General features: G+C 65.0%; 15 protein-coding genes. 11 read left to right on the top strand and 4 right to left on the bottom strand.

All coding sequences use genetic code 11. The features are described from left to right. Positions 1–74: 74 nt before the first annotated feature. A complete protein-coding gene (mutS, locus tag XI04_RS23415) occupies positions 75–2,813 on the bottom strand; it encodes a DNA mismatch repair protein MutS (RefSeq protein WP_271610291.1) in 2,739 nt (912 codons plus the stop codon). Positions 2,814–3,175: 362 nt separating this feature from the next. On the opposite strand from mutS, the gene pcaF reads away from it, so the two are divergent. From pcaF to XI04_RS23385, 6 genes are all read left to right on the top strand, one after another. Beyond that, the gene (pcaF, locus tag XI04_RS23410; RefSeq protein ID WP_028139620.1) at positions 3,176–4,384 is read left to right on the top strand and encodes a 3-oxoadipyl-CoA thiolase; all 1,209 of its coding nucleotides are present in this window, start codon (positions 3,176–3,178) and stop codon (positions 4,382–4,384) included. Between the two features lie 137 nt (positions 4,385–4,521). After that, positions 4,522–5,415 carry a dioxygenase family protein gene (locus XI04_RS23405; RefSeq protein WP_028139621.1) on the top strand — a complete coding sequence of 298 codons (894 nt, stop codon included), beginning with the start codon at positions 4,522–4,524 and terminating at the stop codon, positions 5,413–5,415. A gap of 94 nt (positions 5,416–5,509) precedes the next feature. Next, the gene (pcaH, locus tag XI04_RS23400; RefSeq protein WP_028139622.1) at positions 5,510–6,211 is read left to right on the top strand and encodes a protocatechuate 3,4-dioxygenase subunit beta; all 702 of its coding nucleotides are present in this window, start codon (positions 5,510–5,512) and stop codon (positions 6,209–6,211) included. Further along, positions 6,212–6,814, top strand: coding sequence for a protocatechuate 3,4-dioxygenase subunit alpha (gene pcaG / locus XI04_RS23395; RefSeq protein ID WP_028139623.1), 603 nt, complete (start codon positions 6,212–6,214; stop codon positions 6,812–6,814). Between the two features lie 251 nt (positions 6,815–7,065). After that, entirely contained in the window at positions 7,066–8,754 is a 1,689-nt protein-coding gene (locus XI04_RS23390) for a methyl-accepting chemotaxis protein (protein ID WP_271610292.1), read from the top strand. Positions 8,755–8,802: 48 nt separating this feature from the next. After that, entirely contained in the window at positions 8,803–9,894 is a 1,092-nt protein-coding gene (locus XI04_RS23385) for a phosphotransferase (protein ID WP_271623772.1), read from the top strand. 189 nt (positions 9,895–10,083) lie between these two features. On the opposite strand, the gene XI04_RS23380 is transcribed toward XI04_RS23385, so the two are convergent. The 3 genes from XI04_RS23380 to XI04_RS23370 are packed head-to-tail and all read right to left on the bottom strand — an operon-like array spanning position 10,084 to position 13,296. Next, entirely contained in the window at positions 10,084–11,640 is a 1,557-nt protein-coding gene (locus tag XI04_RS23380) for an MDR family MFS transporter (RefSeq protein ID WP_271610293.1), read from the bottom strand. A gap of 17 nt (positions 11,641–11,657) precedes the next feature. Beyond that, complete coding sequence (locus XI04_RS23375; protein ID WP_028139627.1) at positions 11,658–12,821, bottom strand: HlyD family secretion protein; 1,164 nt, start codon at positions 12,819–12,821, stop codon at positions 11,658–11,660. Beyond that, positions 12,814–13,296, bottom strand: a complete 483-nt coding sequence (locus tag XI04_RS23370; protein WP_271610294.1) for a MarR family winged helix-turn-helix transcriptional regulator — start codon at positions 13,294–13,296, stop codon at positions 12,814–12,816. The genes XI04_RS23375 and XI04_RS23370 overlap by 8 nt, the downstream gene beginning before the upstream one ends. 156 nt (positions 13,297–13,452) lie before the next feature. Between XI04_RS23370 and XI04_RS23365 the strand changes: the two genes are divergently transcribed. From XI04_RS23365 to XI04_RS23345, 5 genes are all read left to right on the top strand, one after another. Beyond that, positions 13,453–13,947 (top strand): Fur family transcriptional regulator, encoded by a 495-nt coding sequence (locus XI04_RS23365; RefSeq protein WP_028139629.1) that lies wholly within the window; start codon positions 13,453–13,455, stop codon positions 13,945–13,947. 35 nt (positions 13,948–13,982) lie between these two features. Beyond that, positions 13,983–14,936: a DMT family transporter gene (locus XI04_RS23360; RefSeq protein WP_028139630.1), complete on the top strand. Its 954-nt coding sequence runs from the start codon at positions 13,983–13,985 to the stop codon at positions 14,934–14,936. 12 nt (positions 14,937–14,948) lie between these two features. Next, the gene (gene ispG / locus XI04_RS23355; protein ID WP_028139631.1) at positions 14,949–16,232 is read left to right on the top strand and encodes a flavodoxin-dependent (E)-4-hydroxy-3-methylbut-2-enyl-diphosphate synthase; all 1,284 of its coding nucleotides are present in this window, start codon (positions 14,949–14,951) and stop codon (positions 16,230–16,232) included. Between the two features lie 245 nt (positions 16,233–16,477). Beyond that, a complete protein-coding gene (locus tag XI04_RS23350) occupies positions 16,478–17,374 on the top strand; it encodes a TauD/TfdA dioxygenase family protein (RefSeq protein WP_038949501.1) in 897 nt (298 codons plus the stop codon). Between the two features lie 182 nt (positions 17,375–17,556). Beyond that, on the top strand, positions 17,557–18,894 hold the full coding sequence (locus tag XI04_RS23345) for a Rieske 2Fe-2S domain-containing protein (protein ID WP_271610295.1): 1,338 nt from the start codon (positions 17,557–17,559) through the stop codon (positions 18,892–18,894).

Here is an 18,894-nt window from a genome sequence, read left to right as displayed (position 1 = left end):
TAACCCACCTCTTTAGTTTCTGCGGTGACGGACGTGGTGGGTTACGCCTTCGGCTAACCCACCCTACGGCACCGTCACTGCTTCGGCAGCTTGGCCTTCAACGCATACAACGCATCCAGCGCCTCGCGTGGCGACATCTCGTCCGGATGCAGCGCCTTCACGGCTTCCATCAAGAGCTCCGCCTCGCTCGGCGGAGCGGCTTCGGCGGCCGCGCGCGAGGGCACGGCGAATAGAGGCAGGTCGTCCACCAGCGCGCGCGCGGTCTGGCCGCGGTCCTGCGCCTCCAGCTTGGAGAGCACCGACTTCGCGCGCGTGATCACGGCCGGCGGCAGGCCGGCGAGCTTGGCCACCTGGATGCCGTAGGAGCGGTCGGCCGAGCCCGGCAGCACCTCGTGCAGGAATACGACATTGCCCTGCCACTCCTTCACCCGCACCGTGGCGTTGAACATCCGCGGCAGCTTGGCCGAGAGCGCGGTCAGTTCGTGATAATGCGTGGCGAACAGCGTGCGGCAGCGATTGCTTTCGTGCAGATGCTCGATCGCGGCCCAGGCGATCGAGAGACCGTCGAAGGTCGCGGTGCCGCGACCGATCTCATCCAGGATCACGAGCGAGCGCTCGCCGGCCTGGTTCAGGATCGCCGCGGTCTCGACCATCTCCACCATGAAGGTGGAGCGGCCGCGGGCGAGATCGTCGGCGGCGCCGACGCGGGAGAACAGGCGGTCGATGATGCCGATCCGCGCCCGCGTGGCCGGCACGAAGCTGCCGATCTGGGCAAGAAGGGCGATCAGCGCGTTCTGGCGCAGGAAGGTCGATTTACCGGCCATGTTGGGGCCGGTGAGCAGCCAGAGCTGGCCGGACTTTTGCGCCGGGCTTGGTGAGAGGTCGCAGGCATTGGCGATGAACGGCTCGCCATTGCGCTTCAGGGCCTGCTCCACCACGGGATGGCGGCCGGCCTCGATCGCAAAGCCGAGCGAGTCGTCCACATCCGGTCGCACATAATTGTCGTCGACCGCGAGTTTTGCCAGCGAGGTCGCGACGTCGAGCAAGGCGAAGGCGTGGGCGGCGGCGCGTAGATCGTCGCTGATCGCCATGGCCTTGGCTGACAGCCGCTCGAAGATCTCGAGCTCGAGCCCGAGGGCGCGGTCGCCGGCATTGGCGATCTTGGCTTCGATCTCGCCGAGTTCCGAAGTGGTGAAGCGCACTTGGCCCGCCAGCGTCTGGCGATGGATGAAGGTGGCGTTCAGCGGCGCCGACATCAGCTTGTCGCCGTGCTGCGCGGTGACCTCGACGAAATAGCCGAGCACGTTGTTGTGCCGGATCTTCAGGCCTTTCACGGACGTCGTGTCGGCGTAGCGCGCCTGCATCGAGGCGACGACGAGACGCGAGGCATCGCGCAGGTTTCGGGCTTCGTCGAGCGCGGGCTCATAGCCCTGTCGAACGAAGCCGCCGTCGCGCTTGATCAGCGGCAGCTGCTCGTCGAGCGCGCTGGCGAATTCGGATGCGAGCTCGCGCGACGGCCTTTGCAGCGCCGCCATCACCACCGCGATCTCCTGCGGCGGCTGCTCGAGTTCACCAAGCCGGGCCAGCACCTGGTCGGCGGCGATGATGCCGTCGCGCAGACCTGCGAGGTCGCGCGGGCCGCCGCGGCCGACCGACAGACGCGCCAGCGCGCGCGACATGTCGGGCGCGCCGCGCAGGATGCTGCGGATGTCTTCGCGCGCAGCTGAATCGGCGAAGAAGGTGCTCACCGCATCGAGCCGGCGCGCGATCGCGGGAGCGTCCGTCAGCGGCGCGGCCAGACGCTGGGCAAGCAGGCGCGAGCCCGCCGAGGTCACCGTGCAGTCGATCGCATCGAGCAGCGAGCCGCGGCGTTCGCCGGCGAGCGTTCGCGTCAGTTCCAGATTGGCCCGCGTGGCCGGGTCGATCGCCATCGTTGCGCCCGAGGCTTCGCGCGCTGGCGGCGACAGCGGCGGATGCTTGCCGACCTGGGTGCGGTCGACATAGGTGACGGCTGCTGCTGCTGCGGTAGCCTCCAGCCGTGTGAGCTGCGCCAGCCCGTCCATGGTCGCGACGGCAAAGTAGTCGCAGAGGCGCCTCTCGGCGGTGGCGCCGTCGAAGACGTCGCGGGTCAGCGGTGTCACGGCCGGCAGCTCGCGCAAGGTCTGTCCGAGCTCGTTGTCGTTATAGAGCGCGTCGGTGACGATGGCCTCGTTCGGGTTGATGCGCGCCAGCGTTGCGGCGAGCTCGCCGCCCGAGCATTCCATCACGGTGAACTCGGCGGTCGAGATGTCGATCCAGGCGAGGCCGAAGCGGTCGCCGCCGGCAGAGGAGCGGGCGCGCGCGATCGCGAGCAGATAATTGTTGGCGCGGGCATCGAGCAGCGTGTCTTCGGTCAGCGTGCCCGGCGTGACCAGCCGCACCACGCCGCGGCGGACCACACTCTTGTTGCCGCGCGCCTTCGCGGCCGCGGGATCCTCGGTCTGCTCGCACACCGCGACGCGGTGGCCGGCCGAGATCAGGCGGTGCAGATAATCCTCGGAGCGCTCGACCGGCACGCCGCACATCGGGATGTCGGCGCCTTGATGCTTGCCGCGCTTGGTCAAGACGATGCCGAGCGTCCTGGAGGCGATCTCGGCGTCCTCGAAGAACAATTCGTAGAAATCGCCCATCCGGTAGAACAGCAGCAGGCCCTGATGCGCCGCCTTGATCTCCAGGTACTGTTCCATCATCGGCGTCACGCGCGCGATGGCTTCCGCCGGCGAGGCGGGCACTTCGTCGGGGGGCGGCACGGGTATCGGCTGTTGTACTGTCATGGGCGGCGCAACCTACAAAATTTCGCCTGAGCGTCCTATTGGTTTGGCTTGGAAGGGCGGGTTTTCCACGCTGTCCGCATGGCGGGATATGGGCGCCACATTCCGGTCGTCATTCCGGGATGCGCCGTCAGGCGCAGGCCCGGAATCCATAACCCCGGCTCGCGGTTATGGATTCTCAGGTGCGCAATTGCGCACCATAGCTCGCGACTTCGTCGCGCCCCGGAATGACGACTGAGTTTCATGGTCATCGGTCGAATGCGCCACCCGCGAAACCGTCAATTGACCTGCTGCGGGCGCCCTCCTAAAACTCCGCCGTCATTGAAGAAATTCTGGCCGAACCGCGGCATTCAGGGAGAACAGCGATGCGTGACGTCTTTATCTGCGATGCCGTGCGGACCCCGATCGGCCGTTTCGGCGGCTCGCTCGCCAAGGTGCGCGCCGACGATCTTGCGGCGGCCCCGATCAAGGCGCTGATGGCAAAACACCCCAATCTCGACTGGGCGCAGGTGGACGAAGTCTTCTTCGGCTGTGCCAACCAGGCCGGCGAGGACAACCGCAACGTCGCCCGCATGGCGCTCCTGCTCGCAGGTCTGCCGGACTCGGTTCCCGGCCAGACGCTCAACCGGCTCTGCGCCTCCGGCCTGGATGCGGTCGGTGCGGCCGGCCGCGCCATCCGCTCCGGCGAGATCGAGCTTGCCATTGCCGGCGGCGTCGAATCCATGACCCGCGCGCCCTTCGTGATGGGCAAGGCGCAGGAAGCCTTCTCGCGTTCGGCCGAAATCTTCGACACCACCATCGGCTGGCGCTTCATCAATCCGCTGCTGAAGGCGCAGTACGGCGTCGATGCCATGCCGGAGACCGGCGAGAACGTCGCCGAGGAATTCCAGGTCTCACGTGCCGACCAGGACGCCTTCGCCATCCGCTCGCAGCAGCGCGCAGGCAAGGCGATCGCGGCCGGCTATTTTGCGGAAGAAATCATTCCGATCACCATTCCCGGCGGCAAGGCGGGTCCTGTAACCGTCGACAAGGACGAGCATCCGCGTCCCGAGACCACGCTGGAAGGTTTGGCAAAACTGAAGCCGATCGTGCGCAATCCCGGCACGGTCACCGCCGGCAACGCCTCCGGCGTCAATGACGGCGCCGCGGCCATGATCCTGGCATCCGAAGCCGCGGTGAAGAAGCACGGCCTGACGCCCCGTGCGCGCATCCTCGGCCTCGCCTCGGCCGGCGTGCCGCCGCGCATCATGGGCATCGGTCCCGTGCCCGCGACCCGCAAGCTGATGGAGCGGCTCGGCAAGAAGATCAGCGATTTCGACCTGATCGAGCTCAACGAGGCCTTCGCCTCGCAAGGCATCGCCTGCATGCGCCAGCTCGGCGTCGCTGACGATGCGGATTTCGTCAATCCGCATGGCGGCGCCATCGCGCTCGGCCATCCCCTCGGCATGAGCGGCGCACGCCTCGCGCTCACCGCCGTCCACGGCATGGAGAAGCGCGGCGGCAAGCTCGCGCTCGCCACCATGTGCGTCGGCGTCGGCCAGGGCGTCGCGGTCGCGATCGAGAAGCTGAACTGACGGTCCACGCAGTGGACCGTCATCCCGGGGCAGCCCGAAAGGGCTGAACCCGGGATCTCGAGATTCCGGGCCTGGTCCTTCGGACCATCCCGGAATGACAGTGTTGGCGTTACGCGGGTCGCTTCAAGGACCGTCCCATGATCATCGAGCGCGAGCAGGACGTCACGGCCGCGGCACTGGCGGTGATGGAGCGGACTTCCGATCCGCGCATGCGCCAGATCATGATCTCCCTGGTCAAGCATTTGCACGGCTTCGTGCGCGACGTCCGCCTGACCGAGAAGGAGTTTCGCGATGCCACCGCTGTCATCGCCGAGCTCGGCAAGCTGACCACCGACACGCACAACGAAGTGGTCCTGATGGCGGGCTCGCTCGGCGTCTCCCCGCTGGTGTGCCTGCTCAACAATGGCGACCAGGGAAATACCGAAACCGATCAGTCGCTGCTCGGGCCGTTCTGGCGGTTGAACTCGCCGCGGGTCGAGAATGGCGGATCGATCGTCCGCTCCGAGACCCCGGGTGCGCCGCTATTCGTGAACGGCCGCGTCGTGGACAAGGACGGTCGTCCGATCGCTGGCGCCGAGGTCGATGTCTGGCACGCCTCCCCGGTCGGCCTCTACGAGAACCAGGACCCCGATCAGGCCGACATGAACCTGCGTGGCAAGTTCACGACCGACCAGGACGGGCGCTTCTCCTTCCGTTCGGTGATGATGGTCGGCTATCCCATTCCGACGGGCGGCGTGGTCGGCCGCCTGCTGGAGGCGCAGAGCCGCCATCCCTATCGCCCCGCGCATCTGCATGCCCTGATCCTCAAGCCGGGCTTCAAGGTCCTGATCTCGCAGGTCTACGATCCCAACGATCCCCATATCGACAGCGACGTGCAATTCGGCGTGACGCAGGCGCTGATCGGCAAGTTCCTACGCCATGACGCGCCACATCCGACCGAACGCGAGGTTGCGACGCCCTGGTATTCGCTCGACCATGTCTACCGGCTCGAAGTCGGGGAAGCCGTACTGCCGCGTCCGCCGATCAAATAGGGCTCAAACCCGCTTCCCCCAATTAGTTATATCCTATAATGATTGGCGGAAGCGTTGTCCGGCCGGACCACAATGGCCGGGGAGGAGTTCGTCCATGACATTCATCTATCCCACTGACAGCAACAAGGCGCATCCGCTGCCGCTGTCGCCCGACTACAAGAGCTCGATCAAGCGTGCGCCGAACAAGCCCTTGATTCCGATGCGCCATACGTTGTCGGAGCTGACAGGCCCGGTCTACGGCCACGAGACCGTCCGCAAAGGCGACAACGACCTCACCACCCAGCACAAGGGCGAGCCGATCGGCGAGCGCATCATCGTGCACGGCCATGTGCGCGACGAGGACGGTCGCGGCGTGCCGAACTCGCTGGTCGAGATCTGGCAGGCCAATTCGTGCGGCCGTTACGTCCATGTCCGCGACCAGCATCCGGCGCCGCTCGATCCGAATTTCACGGGGGCCGGCCGCACCGTGAGCGATGCTGCCGGCTACTACCGCTTCGTCAGCATCAAGCCGGGCGCCTATCCCTGGGGCAATCACCACAATGCCTGGCGTCCCGCGCATATCCATCTGTCGGTGTTCGGCCATTCCTTCGTCACGCGCCTCGTGACGCAGATGTATTTTCCGAACGATCCGCTGTTCCCGTTCGATCCGATCTTCAACTCGGTGCCGGACGAGAAGGCGCGGGCGCGGATGGTCTCCTCGTTCGATCTCGAGAACACCCAGCCCGAATGGGCGCTGTGCTACCGCTTTGACGTCGTGCTGCGCGGCAAGAACGCCACCCCCATGGAGAATCACTAAGTGCAGGATTCTGTGACGCCCGACGGGATCACCCCATCGCAGACGGTCGGCCCGTTCTTCAAATACGGCCTGACGCCGAACGGCGAATACGCCTGGAACGACGCGTTCACCAACTCGACACTCACGCCAGACGTCACCGGCGAGCGCATCCGCATCGAGGGGCGTGTGTTCGACGGTGACGGCGTTGCCGTGCCAGATTGCATGCTGGAGATCTGGCAGGCGGACGCGCAGGGTCGCTTTGCCGACCCGCAGGACAAGCGTGCGCTGCCGAATGCGAGCTTCCGCGGCTTTGCCCGTTGCGGCACCGACAAGGACGGCTATTACGCGTTCGAGACCATCAAGCCGGGCACGGTGCCTGATCCCGATGGCAAGCCACAGGCGCCGCACATCCTCCTTGCGGTGTTCGGCCGCGGCATGCTGCGGCATCTCTACACCCGGATCTATTTCAGCGACGAGGCCGGCAACGCCGCCGACCTTGTGCTGGCGCTGGTGCCCACCGAGCGCCGCCCCACGCTGACTGCGGTGCGCGAAGCCGGCAAGCCCGTCTACCGGCTCGACCTGCGGCTCCAGGGCGACAACGAGACAGTGTTCTTCGACGTGTGAGGCAATGCGTGCCGGGGAGGCTTGATCCTCGGCACGCACGTCTCATCTGGCGCATCGAAGCCGAGGTTGCCTCCGGCCGAAACGATTCGCACGTGTGTGCGTCAGCCTCGCTGACTCAAATACCGATGGCTTGACGGCAAATTCCCGTAGTTATGCGGAGTTCGCGCGATACAATTTCGGCGCGAAGCAATCCCGTATTTACCGTATTCGTCTAGGGTGGCTGCAGTTTCGACGCCGCCCCGGATTGTTTCATGAAATTTCGTCTGTCCTTGTCCTCTGCGATCATTGCGTTCGGCATCGTTCTCGCCATCGGTTTTGCCGCCGTGGTTTCGACCAGCCTCTATGCCTTGAAAGAGCTCAAGGTCGGCGGTCCGCTCTACTCCGACATCAAGCTCGGCAACGACCTCATCGCGGACATTCTGCCGCCGCCGGAATATGTCATCGAGGCCTATCTCGAGGCGACGCTGGCCATGCGCGAGCCGGACCAGCTGGCGGCCCACGGCGAACGTCTGGTCCAGCTCCGCAAGGACTACGACGAGCGCAAGGCGTTCTGGGTCACCTCCAGCCTCTCGGCCGACCTGAAAACGGCGCTGGTGTCCAAGTCCGACGCCGAGGTGCAGAAGTTCTGGAAGGCGTCCGACCAGCTCCTGCCGGCCCTCAAGGCCAAGGACGCCGCTGCGTCCGAGCGCATCTATGCGCAGCTGAAGGACGCCTACACCGCGCATCGCGCCGTGATCGACAGCATCGTCGAGAACGCCAACAAGCAGAATGCCGCCATGGAAAAGCTGGCGGCGGACCGCGACAGCTCGATGCTTTATATCCTCCTCGGCGTCTCCGCCGCTGTCCTGGCTTTCGTTGCTGCGGGCCTGCTCGGCGTCGCCCTCGGCGTGGTGCGCCCGATCGTGCGCATGACTGATACGATGCAGAAGCTTGCGACCGGCGATCTCGCCGCCGACATTCCTTTCGCTGACCGAAAGGACGAGGTCGGCTCGATGGCGGGGGCGCTTGTGGTGTTCAAGCAGGCGGCGGTCGAGAATTCCCGCCTGCGCGAGGAGCAGTTGCGGCAGGAGCAGGAGGCGGCGCTCGCCAAGCGCTCCGCCCTGCACCAGATGGCCGAGACCGTCGAGCGCGAGACCGGCCGATCGGTCGACACCGCCGGCGCAGCGACGCAAGGCGTCGAGCGGGCGGCGTCCAGCCTGTCGGAGATCGCGAAGTCGCTCTCCGCACAGTCGCAGGCGGTCGCGGCGGCCTCCACCCAGGCCCTCGGCAGCTCGCAGGCCGTCTCGGCCGCGGCCGAAGAGCTCAGCGCCTCGATCCGCGAGATCGCAAGCCAGGTCGTGCGGACCAGCACCGTCACAAAATCGGCTGTCGCCGGCCGCGAGCAGGCGCGTTCGACCATCCAGGCACTGGCCGGATCGGTGAAGAAGATCGCCGAGGTCTCCGACCTCATCGGCGGCATCGCCGGCCAGACCAACCTTCTGGCGCTCAACGCCACGATCGAGGCCGCCCGTGCGGGCGAGGCCGGCCGCGGCTTCGCCGTGGTCGCCGCCGAAGTGAAGTCCCTGTCCGACCAGACCGCCAAATCCACCGAGGAGATCACGCGGCTAATCACCGAGATTCAGGCCTCGACGCAGGCCGCGGTCGATGCCGTCGAGACCATGGGGGGCCACATCGTCGAGATCGACGGCGTGGCGACCTCGGTTGCCGCCGCGATGGAGGAGCAGGACGCCGCGACGCGGGAGATCACGCGGTCGATTTTCGAATCGGCTTCCGCGGCCAAGGAGGTCTCGGCCAAGATCGGCAATGTCAGCCGCGACGCCGCTTCCGTGAACGAGCGCGCCGCCGAGGTCAGGCAGGCGATCGCCGGCATGGCGGCCAATCTCGAACAGCTCCGGTCGGTCGTGGTGCGGACCGTGCGCGACTCGACCGAGGCGGCTTGAGCGCGGCATCGGACCGGCGGCTGGTGCGTGGGGTCATGATCGTGCAGTATGGCGCGGGACAGGGGCATCGTGAATTTCATGACACCTCCACAACTGCCTGATGTCGTTGAGCCCGCCCGACTGACGGCGGCACTGCGCAGGGGCGGCGTGCTCGACGCCGGCGCGGTCCGCGAGGTGAAGGTGCTGCATCAGCGTGACAACGTCGTGTCACATATCGTGCGTCTCGGCCTGCGCTATGTCGGCGAATCCGGCGGCGCGCCGCAGACACTGATCCTGAAGACGCCGCATGCCGATTTTGCCAAGACGCTCGCGCATGGTGGCCGGCACGAAGTGGCCTTCTATGCGAAACTTGCACCGAATATGCCGCCGGGGCTGGTGCCGCGTTGCTTTGACGGACAGTTCGATGAGGAAAATGTCAGTTGGCATCTGCTGCTCGAGGATCTCACCGATAGCCATGATGTCGCGGCCCAGTGGCCCCTGCCGCCGTCTCGCGAACAGGCGCTGGCGATCGTCACGACGCTCGCGAGCTGGCACGCGGCATGGTGGGACCACCCAAGTCTCGGCGACACCGTCGGCAGTTGGATGAGCGCCGATGATACGTCAAGGTTGATGGAGACCTTTGCTGGCCACTATGATCGTTTTGCCGATCTTCTCGGCGACCGCCTGAGCGAAGAACGACGCATCCTCTATCGAAGGTTCATTGAGCAGTCGGATCGTTTGCTTGAGCGCTATCATTCCCATCGACATCTCTCTATTGCCCACGGCGATGCCCATACTTGGAATTTCCTCCTGCCGCGCGCGGACATCGCCGACACCGTGCGCATTTTCGACTTCGACCAGTGGCGCATCAACGTGCCGACCCACGATCTCGCCTACATGATGGCGACGCAATGGTATCCGGAGCGCAGGCAGACGCTCGAGCGCCTGCTGCTCAACCGTTATCATGAGACCCTGATCTCGCACGGCGTCAGCGGCTACACGCGCGGCGCACTTGACCAGGACTATCGCCGATCGGTGCTCTGGCACATCACCAAGCCGGTCTGGCAATGGAGCATCAACCTTCCGCCGCTGATCTGGTGGAACAATCTGGAGCGGATATTTGCGGCCGTGGATGATCTGGGCTGCGAGGAGTTGTTGTAGGGGTCGCGCCGCATATTCAGTGTCGTCCCTGCGAACGCAGGGACCCACAATCACAGGGAGTAGTTTGGCGCGAGACTGGTAATTCAGAGTCTTCGCCAAACTACTCCCTGTGATTATGGATCCCGGATCTGCGCTCCGCTTCGCTGCGCTTGTCCGGGATGACAGTGGAGATTGGTGATCGACCGCGTCCTACTCCATCACCGCATGTTCCGGTCCGGCCGCCTGCTTGCGCAGCGTGGCCTTGGTCGAGCCGATCAGCAAGGCGAGCGGGATGGTGCAGAGGATGAAGAACATCACCAGCTGATAGTCGTAGGCGAAGGCGATGATCTGCGCCTGCACGCTGACCATCCTGTCGGCCATGGCGCGGCCGGCGTCGGTGGACAGGTTGATCATGCCGCTGACGCTGGGCATCTGGAGCGCGTGGTTGAACGGGTTGATGTGCTCGGACAGGATCGCATAGGTCCGCCGCGTCCCCTGCGTCAATTGGGCGATGACGACGGAAATGCCGACCGAGCTCGCGACGTTGCGCATCAGGGTCAGCATCGCGGTGCCGTCAGTGCGCAGATCGTTCGACAGCGTCAGGAACGCCACGGTCGAGAGCGGCACGAAGACGAGGCCGAAGCCGAAGCCCTGGATGACGCTGACGGTGACGATCTCCGGCACCTGGGTCAAATCGGTCCAGCCGGTCATCTGGAACAGCGAGCCCGCGGTCAGCGTCAGGCCGGCGATGATCAGCGTGCGCGCCTCGAAATAGCGCATCATGCGGCCGACCAGCATCATCGCGAAGAAGGTGCCGAAGCCGCGGCTCGCCAACAAGAGGCCGGCGGTGATGATGGGATAGCCGATCACGTTCTGCATATAGGGTGAAGCCAGCGCCATGGTCGAGAACAGCACGAGCCCCATCACGATCATGAACACGCAACCGGTGACGAAGTTGCGATCCCGAAACAGCGCGAACCGGATGAACGGCGTTGAGGTCGTGAAGGAGTGCGCGAGGAAGAAATAGAAGGCGACGGCCGAAACGATGAACTCCGCGAGGATCTCATTGGATTCCAGCCAGCCCAGCTGCTCGCCGCGGTCGAGCGCGAGCTGAAGCGAGCCGATCGCGACCGCCAGCGCGGCGAAGCCGAACCAGTCGAATCTGAGGCTGAGATTCTTGTCGGTCTCGTCCATGAAGACGATCAGCCCGAGCACGGTGATGAAGCCGAACGGCAGGTTGACGAAGAACACCCAGTGCCAGGAATAAGTCTCGGTCAGCCAGGCGCCGAGTGATGGACCCATGATCGGACCCATCATCACGCCCATGCCCCAGATCGACATCGCCTTGGCGCGTTCCTGGAGCGTGTAATAGTCGAGCATCACCGATTGCGACAGCGGCACCAGGGCGGCGCCGAACACACCTTGCAGCAGGCGGAACAGCACCATCTGGTTGATGTCCTGGGCGAGGCCGCACAGCACCGAGGCCATGGTGAAGCCGGCCGAGCAGATGATGAAGATGCGCTTGCGGCCGAAGCGGTTGGCGATCCAGCCGACCGGCGCCGTCATGATCGCAGCGGCGACGATGTAGGAGGTCAGCACCCAGTTGATCTGGTCCTGCGAGGCCGACAACGTGCCCTGCATGTAGGGCAGGGCGACGTTGGCGATGGTGGTGTCCAGCGCCTGCATGATGGTCGCGGTCATGGCGCAGATCGTCACCATGTTCCGGCGCAGGCCGGGGACCATCAGGCTGGCATTGGGACCGGACATCGGGTCAGTCCTTGCGTTCAGTCTTTATCCTGGCTCGCTGTCGCCGACAAGCCGAGCAGGCCGGCGAGCGAGCGCTGATGGCCGGTGTCGATGGTGGCGTAGACGCTCATGCCGGCCTTCAGCTTCCGCACATATTTGTCGGTCTCGTCGAAATAGATGCGGATCGGCACGCGCTGCACCACCTTGACGAAATTGCCGGTAGCGTTCTGCGGCGGCAGGATCGCGAATTGCGCGCCGGTGCCGGGCGAAAGCGAGCCGATCTTGCCCTTGAAGACGTGGTTCGGGAACGCGTCGACCTCGAGCGTGACGGGCTGTCCTTCGGTGACGTGGGTGAGGTCGCTCTCCTTTGGATTGGCGTCGACCCAGGGGTGGGCGACGTCGATGATGGAAAACACCGGCGTGCCGGCGGCGACATAGCGGCCGAGCTGGATTTGCTCGACCTGCGTCGCCACGCCGTCCATCGGCGCGCGCAGCACGGTGTGGTCGAGGTTCCGCTGGGCATCGTCCAGCTTGGCCTTCGCCTGGGCGTAGGATGGGAATTGCTCCAGCGGCAATTCGGGGTCGCCGAGCAGCTGCGTCTTGGCGTTGGAGAGCTGTTGCTTGATGTATTGCGCCTGTGCGCCGGCGGTGACCAGCGCATTCGAGGCATTGTCGAGATCGAGCTGCGAGCCGTAATTGTTCTTCACCAGCGCCTGCTTGCGCTCGACGTCGCGCTGCTTCAAATCGATGCCTTGCTGGGCAAGCCCCAGCATGTCGCCATAGATCTTGATGTTGGCGACGAGGTTGTCGTAAGTCGTGCGGGCCTGCGCGAGCTGCGCCTTGGCTTCGTCCACCGCGTGGCGAAACGGAGCGGGGTCGATCTCGAACAGCTCGTCGCCCTGCTTGACGGACTGGCCTTCCTTCACGACGACCTTCTGGATCTTGCCGGAGATGTCGGGCGTCACCAGCACCTTCTGCGCGCCGACATAGGCGTCGTCGGTGCCGACATAGCGGCCGCCATGCAGGTAGAAAGTGATGCCGCCGATGGCGGCGATGACAGGCAGCACGACCAGGAGCAGGAAGCGGCGGTAACGCCGCAGGCCGGCTACCAGGCGGCGGCGCGGATCGGTGCCGGCCTTCTTGGTGGGCTTGCCGCTGTCGGTCTTCTGCTCGGGCTGGAACTTGAGGACTTGGTCAGCCATAGCGCTGCTCCTTACGCGCCTGTTCCGCGCCGCTGGTCTGGATCGCGGTACGCACGTTTTCCTTGATGGTTTCGAGCTGGGCCAGGAGGCGATGGGCGTCCGCCGGCGTGATGCCGTCGAGCGCGTTGGCGGTGAGCTCGGACTTCAGCCCGCTCATCCGGCCCAGCAATTGCCGGCCAGCCTTCTTCAGATACAGGCGCTTGACGCGGCGGTCCGAAGCGTCGCTGCGGCGCTCGATCCAGTCGCTGTCGCAGAGCTTGTCGATCAGGCGGGTCAGCGTGATCGGCTGCATCTCGAGCAGCTCCGCGAGTTCCGACTGCTTCATGCCCTCGCTGCGCTCGACCTTGGCCAGCACCGCCCATTGCGCCCGGGTGATGCCGAACCGCGATGCCTCCTTGTCGGCATAAACGCGCAAGAGGCGGTAGAGCTCACCGAGCGTGAACAGGAAGTTCTGGTCGACGGACCCGCGGGTCATAAGCTTGGTCTCCAATAAGCTTGGGATATAATAAGCAAGCTTATGATTATTCCATGGCGGATTATCAGGATGCTGTCCCGCAGCGCGAGCATGGCTGGCAGCCGGTCGCAGGGTCGTGCTTTGGGTTCCCGGGCTCAAATGCTAGAACGTGGCCGCATGACCCTCGCAAAGCCGGCATTTCCCGCGCCTGACCACGATCACGGCCGCTGCACCGCGGATGCGCTGGCGCATGCCGAGGAGGTCTGCAAGCAGCGCGCTCAGAAATTAACGCCGATACGCCGTCAGGTGCTGGGGGCCTTGCTCTCCAGCCACCGCCCGCTCGGCGCCTATGAGGTGATCGACGAGCTTGCCAAATCGATGTCGCGGCCGGCGCCGATCACGGTCTATCGCGCGCTCGATTTCCTGATGGCCAACGGCCTCGTGCACCGCATTGAAAGCCGCAATGCCTACCTTGCCTGTGCCGCCCACGACCACGACGCGACCTCGGCGGTGGCGTTCCTGATCTGCGAGCGCTGCGGCCTGGTCGGCGAGATCCCGTCGGCGTCCTTCGCCGGGGACCTCAATGCCGCGGCGCGCAGCTCGGGCTTTGCGCCTAAATTGTCCGTGGTGGAGATCACGGGCGTCTGCACCCATTGTCAGAAAGCTGCATAGAGCAACAACGGCGCAAAGCCGGTAATCGGGAAGAGATGTCCTCGCCACAAGCCAACTATTCCGCCGCACGTCCCCTCAGTGCCGGCGCCATCGCCCTGATGCTCATGCTGTGCCTGACCTGGGGGTTCAACCAGATCGCGGTGAAGCTGGTGCTGCCTGACATTCCGCCGATGCTGCAGGCCACGATCCGCTCGGCGGGCGCGCTGCCGGTGCTGTTCCTCATCGGCACGCTTCGCGGCGTCAAATTCTTCGAGAATGATGGCACGTGGAAGCCGGGCCTGATTGCCGGGCTGATGTTCGGCATCGAATTCGTGCTGATCTTCCAGGGGCTGCGTCTCACCTCAGCCTCGCGCGCAGTGGTGTTCCTCTACACCGCGCCGTTCTTCGTCGCGCTCGGCTCTTATCAGGTGCTTGGCGAGCGGCTCGGCGCCTCGCAATGGCTGGGCCTTGCCATCAGCTTTGCCGGCGTCGCCCTCGCGATTGGCGTGCCGCAGCCCAATGTCGATTCGCATGTCCTGCTCGGCGACCTCATGATCGTCGGTGGCGCCGCGCTGTGGGCGGCGACGACACTGGTCGCCAAGGGCACAAGGTTGCGGTTCGCCGCGCCCGAGAAGGCGCTGGGTTATCAGGTGGCGATCTCGATCCCGATCCTGGGACTGGCGGCATGGCTGTTCGGTGAGACCATCACGCATACCCCGGCGCCGCTGTCGCTCGGCCTGATGGCCTTTCAGGCGATCTGGGTGGTTGGAACCACGTTCACGCTTTGGTTCGCGCTGGTGAAGGCCTATTCGGCCAGCAAATTGTCGGCTTTTACCTTCATCACCCCTTTGTTTGGCGTCGTCGGTAGCTATTTCATCATGCACGACACCCTAAGCTTGGCGTTCGGGGCGGCTGCCGTCCTTGTAATTGCTGGGCTTTTTCTGGTTAACCGTCCCAGCCAAGTCGCTGCGGCGCCGCGCGATGCATTGCTGAACGTCACCAAAACCTGATATTTGGACCCCATGAACAAGCCCGAAACCACCATCGATTCCGACATCGCGGGGCCAGCGCCGCGCCATCACACCACCCAGGTCAAGGTCGGCGACGTCGCCGTCGGCGGCGGTGCGCCGATCGTCGTGCAGTCGATGACCAACACCGACACCGCCGACATCGACGGTACCATTGCCCAGGTCGCGGCGCTCGCGCGCGCCGGCTCCGAAATGGTCCGCATCACCGTGGACCGCGAGGAAGCCGCGGCCGCCGTGCCGCACATTCGCGACGGCCTCGCCAAGCGCGGTATCACCACGCCGTTGATCGGCGACTTCCACTATATCGGCCACAAGCTGCTCGCGGCCTATCCGGCCTGCGCCGAGGCGCTCGCCAAGTACCGCATCAATCCCGGCAATGTCGGCTTCAAGGACAAGCGCGACACCCAGTTCGCCGACATCATCGAGATCGCCAACAAGAACAGCAAGCCGGTGCGCATCGGCGCCAATTGGGGCTCGCTCGATCAGGAGCTGCTGACCAAGCTGATGGACGAGAACGCCGCCTCGGCCAATCCGCGCGACGTGCGCGCGGTGACGCGCGAAGCGATGGTGCAGTCCGCGCTGCTCTCGGCCGCGCGCGCCGAAGAGCTCGGCATGCCCAAGAACCGCATCATCCTCTCCGCAAAGGTCTCGGCGGTGCAGGATCTGATCGCGGTCTATCAGGACCTCGCCAGCCGCTCCGATTATGCCATCCATCTCGGCCTCACCGAAGCCGGCATGGGCTCGAAGGGCATCGTGGCGTCCTCGGCCGCGCTCGGCATCCTCTTGCAGCAGGGCATCGGCGACACCATCCGCATCTCGCTGACGCCGGAGCCCGGCGGCGATCGCACCCGCGAGGTGCAGGTCGGCCAGGAGCTGCTGCAGACCATGGGCTTCCGCACCTTCGTGCCGCTGGTCGCGGCGTGCCCCGGCTGCGGCCGCACCACCTCGACCACGTTCCAGGAACTGGCGCGCTCGATCCAGGATTTCATCCGCGACGAGATGCCGACCTGGAAGACGAAATATCCCGGCGTCGAAGAACTCAACGTCGCGGTGATGGGCTGCATCGTCAACGGCCCCGGCGAATCCAAGCACGCCAATATCGGTATCTCGCTGCCGGGCACCGGCGAAGCGCCCGCCGCGCCGGTTTTCGTCGACGGCAAGAAGTTCCGCACCCTGCGCGGGCCGACCATCTCCGCCGACTTCAAGGCGCTGGTCATCGACTACATCGAGCAGCGTTACGGCCAGGGCGCCAAGGTGCCGGTGACCGCGGCGGAGTGATTTCACTCCGCTAGCGCTCCACACTCCGCTGTCGTCCCTGCGAAAGCAGGGACCCATAACCACAGGGAGTGGTTTGGCGAAGACTCGGAGTTACCAATTTCGCGTCAAACCCCTCCCTGTGGCTATGGGTCCCGGATCTGCGCTTGCGCTTGTCCGGGACGACGAACTGAGTGTGCGGTGCAGATTGCACATCCCTCACCGCGCGCTACGATGGCTCCCAATCAAGAATGATCGGGAGACACGCCATGAGCTCACTCGCCGGCAAGCAGGGCCCGCGCTATCGCCACACGGCCGATGACGGCGCGCCCTATGAGACCATCGCGGTCGAGAAGCTCACCCCCATCATCGGCGCGGAAATATCGGGCGTGGACATCGGCAGGCTCGTCTCCGACGACGCGCGCTCCAACCAGCAGATGGACGAGATCCACCGCGCGCTCGCCGAAAACCTCGTCATCTTCTTCCGTGACCAGCAAATCACGCCGAAGCAGCATCTCGCCTTCGGCCGCAAGTTCGGCGAGCTGCATTTCCATCCCGCCGCGCCGCATGAGGACGAAGACCCGGCGCTGATGAAGATCTACGCCGACAAGAACTCGCCGCGCGCCAACGGCGAGGGCTGGCACTCCGACGTGTCCTGCGATCTCGAACCGCCGATGGGTTCGATCCTCTACATCAAGCAGTGCCCGCCGCGCGGCGGCGACACGCTGTTCGCCAACATGTACGCCGCCTATGAGGCGCTGTCCGACCGCATGAAGGCCTATCTCGATGGCCTCACCGCGCTGCATGACGGCGAGCCGATCTATCGCGGGCTCTATGCGAACTATGGCGTCGCCGACCGTCCGTCCTATCCGAGCGCCGAGCATCCCGTTGTGCGGACGCATCCCGTCACGGCCAAGAAGGCGCTTTACGTCAACCGCGGCTTCACCCGCCACATCAACGGTATCCCGCGGGACGAGAGCGACGCGATGCTCGCCTATCTCTACCAGCACGCCGAGAACCCGCTGTTCCAGTGCCGCTTCCGCTGGACCGAGAACGCCATCGCCTTCTGGGACAACCGCTGCACCCAGCACCGCGCGATGTGGGACTACTGGCCCCACACGCGCTCGGGTACGCGGGTGACGGTGAAGGGGGAGCGGCCGGTTTAAGGAGACGGTGCCGTAGGGTGGGCAAAGCGAAGCGTGCCCACCATCTCGCCGCACACGTGACAGGATGGTGGGCACGGCGCGCGAAGAGCGCGCCTTTGCCCACCCTACGAGAGCCCGTTCTTGCGTTGACGTCCTCCCGTGTCCGCGCCAATCTTCCTAAAAACAAATCGGGAGGATCTTCCATGCTTCGCGCAGAGGACAATAAATTCCTGACCGAGGCCGGCCCCGGAACGGGCATGGGCGAATTGCTGCGCCGCTTCTGGATTCCCGTCTTGCTGTCAGAAGAGCTTCCCGAGCCCGATGGCGAGCCGAAGAAGATCGTCGTCCTCGGCGAGGAACTGCTCGCCTTCCGCGACACGCGCGGCGTCGTCGGTGTCATCGACCAGTATTGCCCGCATCGCGGCGCCAATCTCTGGCTCGGGCGCAACGAAGAGTGCGGCATCCGCTGCGTCTATCACGGCTGGAAATTCGACACCGACGGCCGCTGCCTGGACATGCCGACCTCCTACCCCGACCTCAACGCCAAGGACCTGATCCGCATCAAATCCTATCCGGTGCGTGAATGGGGCGAGATGGTCTGGGCCTATATGGGGCCGCTCGAGGCCACACCCGAATTGCCTGATCTCGAAATGGCACTGCTGCCCGCCTCGCACCGCTACGTCAGCAAGAAATGGCAGGACTGCAACTGGGTGCAGGCGCTGGAAGGCTCGATCGACACTGCGCATTTCACCTTTGCCCATCTCTCCTTCGACAAGGAGGAGAACGAGATCCTGGACATCAAGAAGCACTTTGTGAATCCGATCGCGCGGATGGCGAGCGATCACATGCGCTGGATCGCGGAAGACCCGCGTCCGGTGATCAAGATCAGCCCGCACGACGCCGGACTGACCATTGCCGGCGGCCGGCTCACCGGCGGCGACAGCATCTACTGGCGCATTGCGCAATTCCTGATGCCGTTCCACGCCTACGCGCCGAGCGCGATGCCGGGCGAGAGCATTTTTGGCCAGACCTTCGTGCCTGTCACCGACACCAATTGCTGGATCTACACCTATGCCTGGAATCCGGAGCGCCCCCTGACGCAAGCAGAGCGCGACGCCTACGACCGCGGCAACGGCGTGATCGCGGAGGTCGACGACCATTACGTGCCGCTGCGCCATAAGGGGAACGACTATCTGATTGACCGCAAGCTCCAGAAGACCCGGAGCTACACCGGCATCAAGGGTGTCTCCGAGCAGGACGCCGCCGTGCAGGACAGCCAAGGGCCGATCGCCGACCGGACCCGCGAGCATCTCGGGCCGACCGATCTCGGCATCATGCATTTTCGCAAGGCCGTGATGGATCTGGCGCGGGCGCTGCAGCAGGGTGAGCCGCCTCCGCAGGCGGCGCATCAGGATCGCTATGCGGTGCGCTCGGGCGCCTGCGTCACCAGCAAGTCGAAGGATCTGCCCGCGGTCATGCTCGAACGATTCGGCGATGTCGCGGGCTTCGTCGGCCGGCCACGCATCGCGGCAGCGGAGTAG

The sequence above is a fragment of the Bradyrhizobium sp. CCBAU 11430 genome, from assembly GCF_028128855.1.
Classification (GTDB): domain Bacteria; phylum Pseudomonadota; class Alphaproteobacteria; order Rhizobiales; family Xanthobacteraceae; genus Bradyrhizobium; species Bradyrhizobium ottawaense.
The sequence above is the reverse complement of the archived record's forward strand: the minus strand, read 5'-3'. Positions and strand labels throughout refer to the sequence as shown.

Coding starts and splice junctions, on each gene's coding strand:
- mutS (WP_271610291.1), bottom strand. CDS start 2,813: ATGACAGTACAACAGCCGATACCCGTGCCGCCCCCCGACGAAGTGCCC.
- pcaF (WP_028139620.1), top strand. CDS start 3,176: ATGCGTGACGTCTTTATCTGCGATGCCGTGCGGACCCCGATCGGCCGT.
- XI04_RS23405 (WP_028139621.1), top strand. CDS start 4,522: ATGATCATCGAGCGCGAGCAGGACGTCACGGCCGCGGCACTGGCGGTG.
- pcaH (WP_028139622.1), top strand. CDS start 5,510: ATGACATTCATCTATCCCACTGACAGCAACAAGGCGCATCCGCTGCCG.
- XI04_RS23390 (WP_271610292.1), top strand. CDS start 7,066: ATGAAATTTCGTCTGTCCTTGTCCTCTGCGATCATTGCGTTCGGCATC.
- XI04_RS23385 (WP_271623772.1), top strand. CDS start 8,803: ATGGCGCGGGACAGGGGCATCGTGAATTTCATGACACCTCCACAACTG.
- XI04_RS23380 (WP_271610293.1), bottom strand. CDS start 11,640: ATGTCCGGTCCCAATGCCAGCCTGATGGTCCCCGGCCTGCGCCGGAAC.
- XI04_RS23375 (WP_028139627.1), bottom strand. CDS start 12,821: ATGGCTGACCAAGTCCTCAAGTTCCAGCCCGAGCAGAAGACCGACAGC.
- XI04_RS23370 (WP_271610294.1), bottom strand. CDS start 13,296: ATGACCCGCGGGTCCGTCGACCAGAACTTCCTGTTCACGCTCGGTGAG.
- XI04_RS23365 (WP_028139629.1), top strand. CDS start 13,453: ATGACCCTCGCAAAGCCGGCATTTCCCGCGCCTGACCACGATCACGGC.
- XI04_RS23360 (WP_028139630.1), top strand. CDS start 13,983: ATGTCCTCGCCACAAGCCAACTATTCCGCCGCACGTCCCCTCAGTGCC.
- ispG (WP_028139631.1), top strand. CDS start 14,949: ATGAACAAGCCCGAAACCACCATCGATTCCGACATCGCGGGGCCAGCG.
- XI04_RS23350 (WP_038949501.1), top strand. CDS start 16,478: ATGAGCTCACTCGCCGGCAAGCAGGGCCCGCGCTATCGCCACACGGCC.
- XI04_RS23345 (WP_271610295.1), top strand. CDS start 17,557: ATGCTTCGCGCAGAGGACAATAAATTCCTGACCGAGGCCGGCCCCGGA.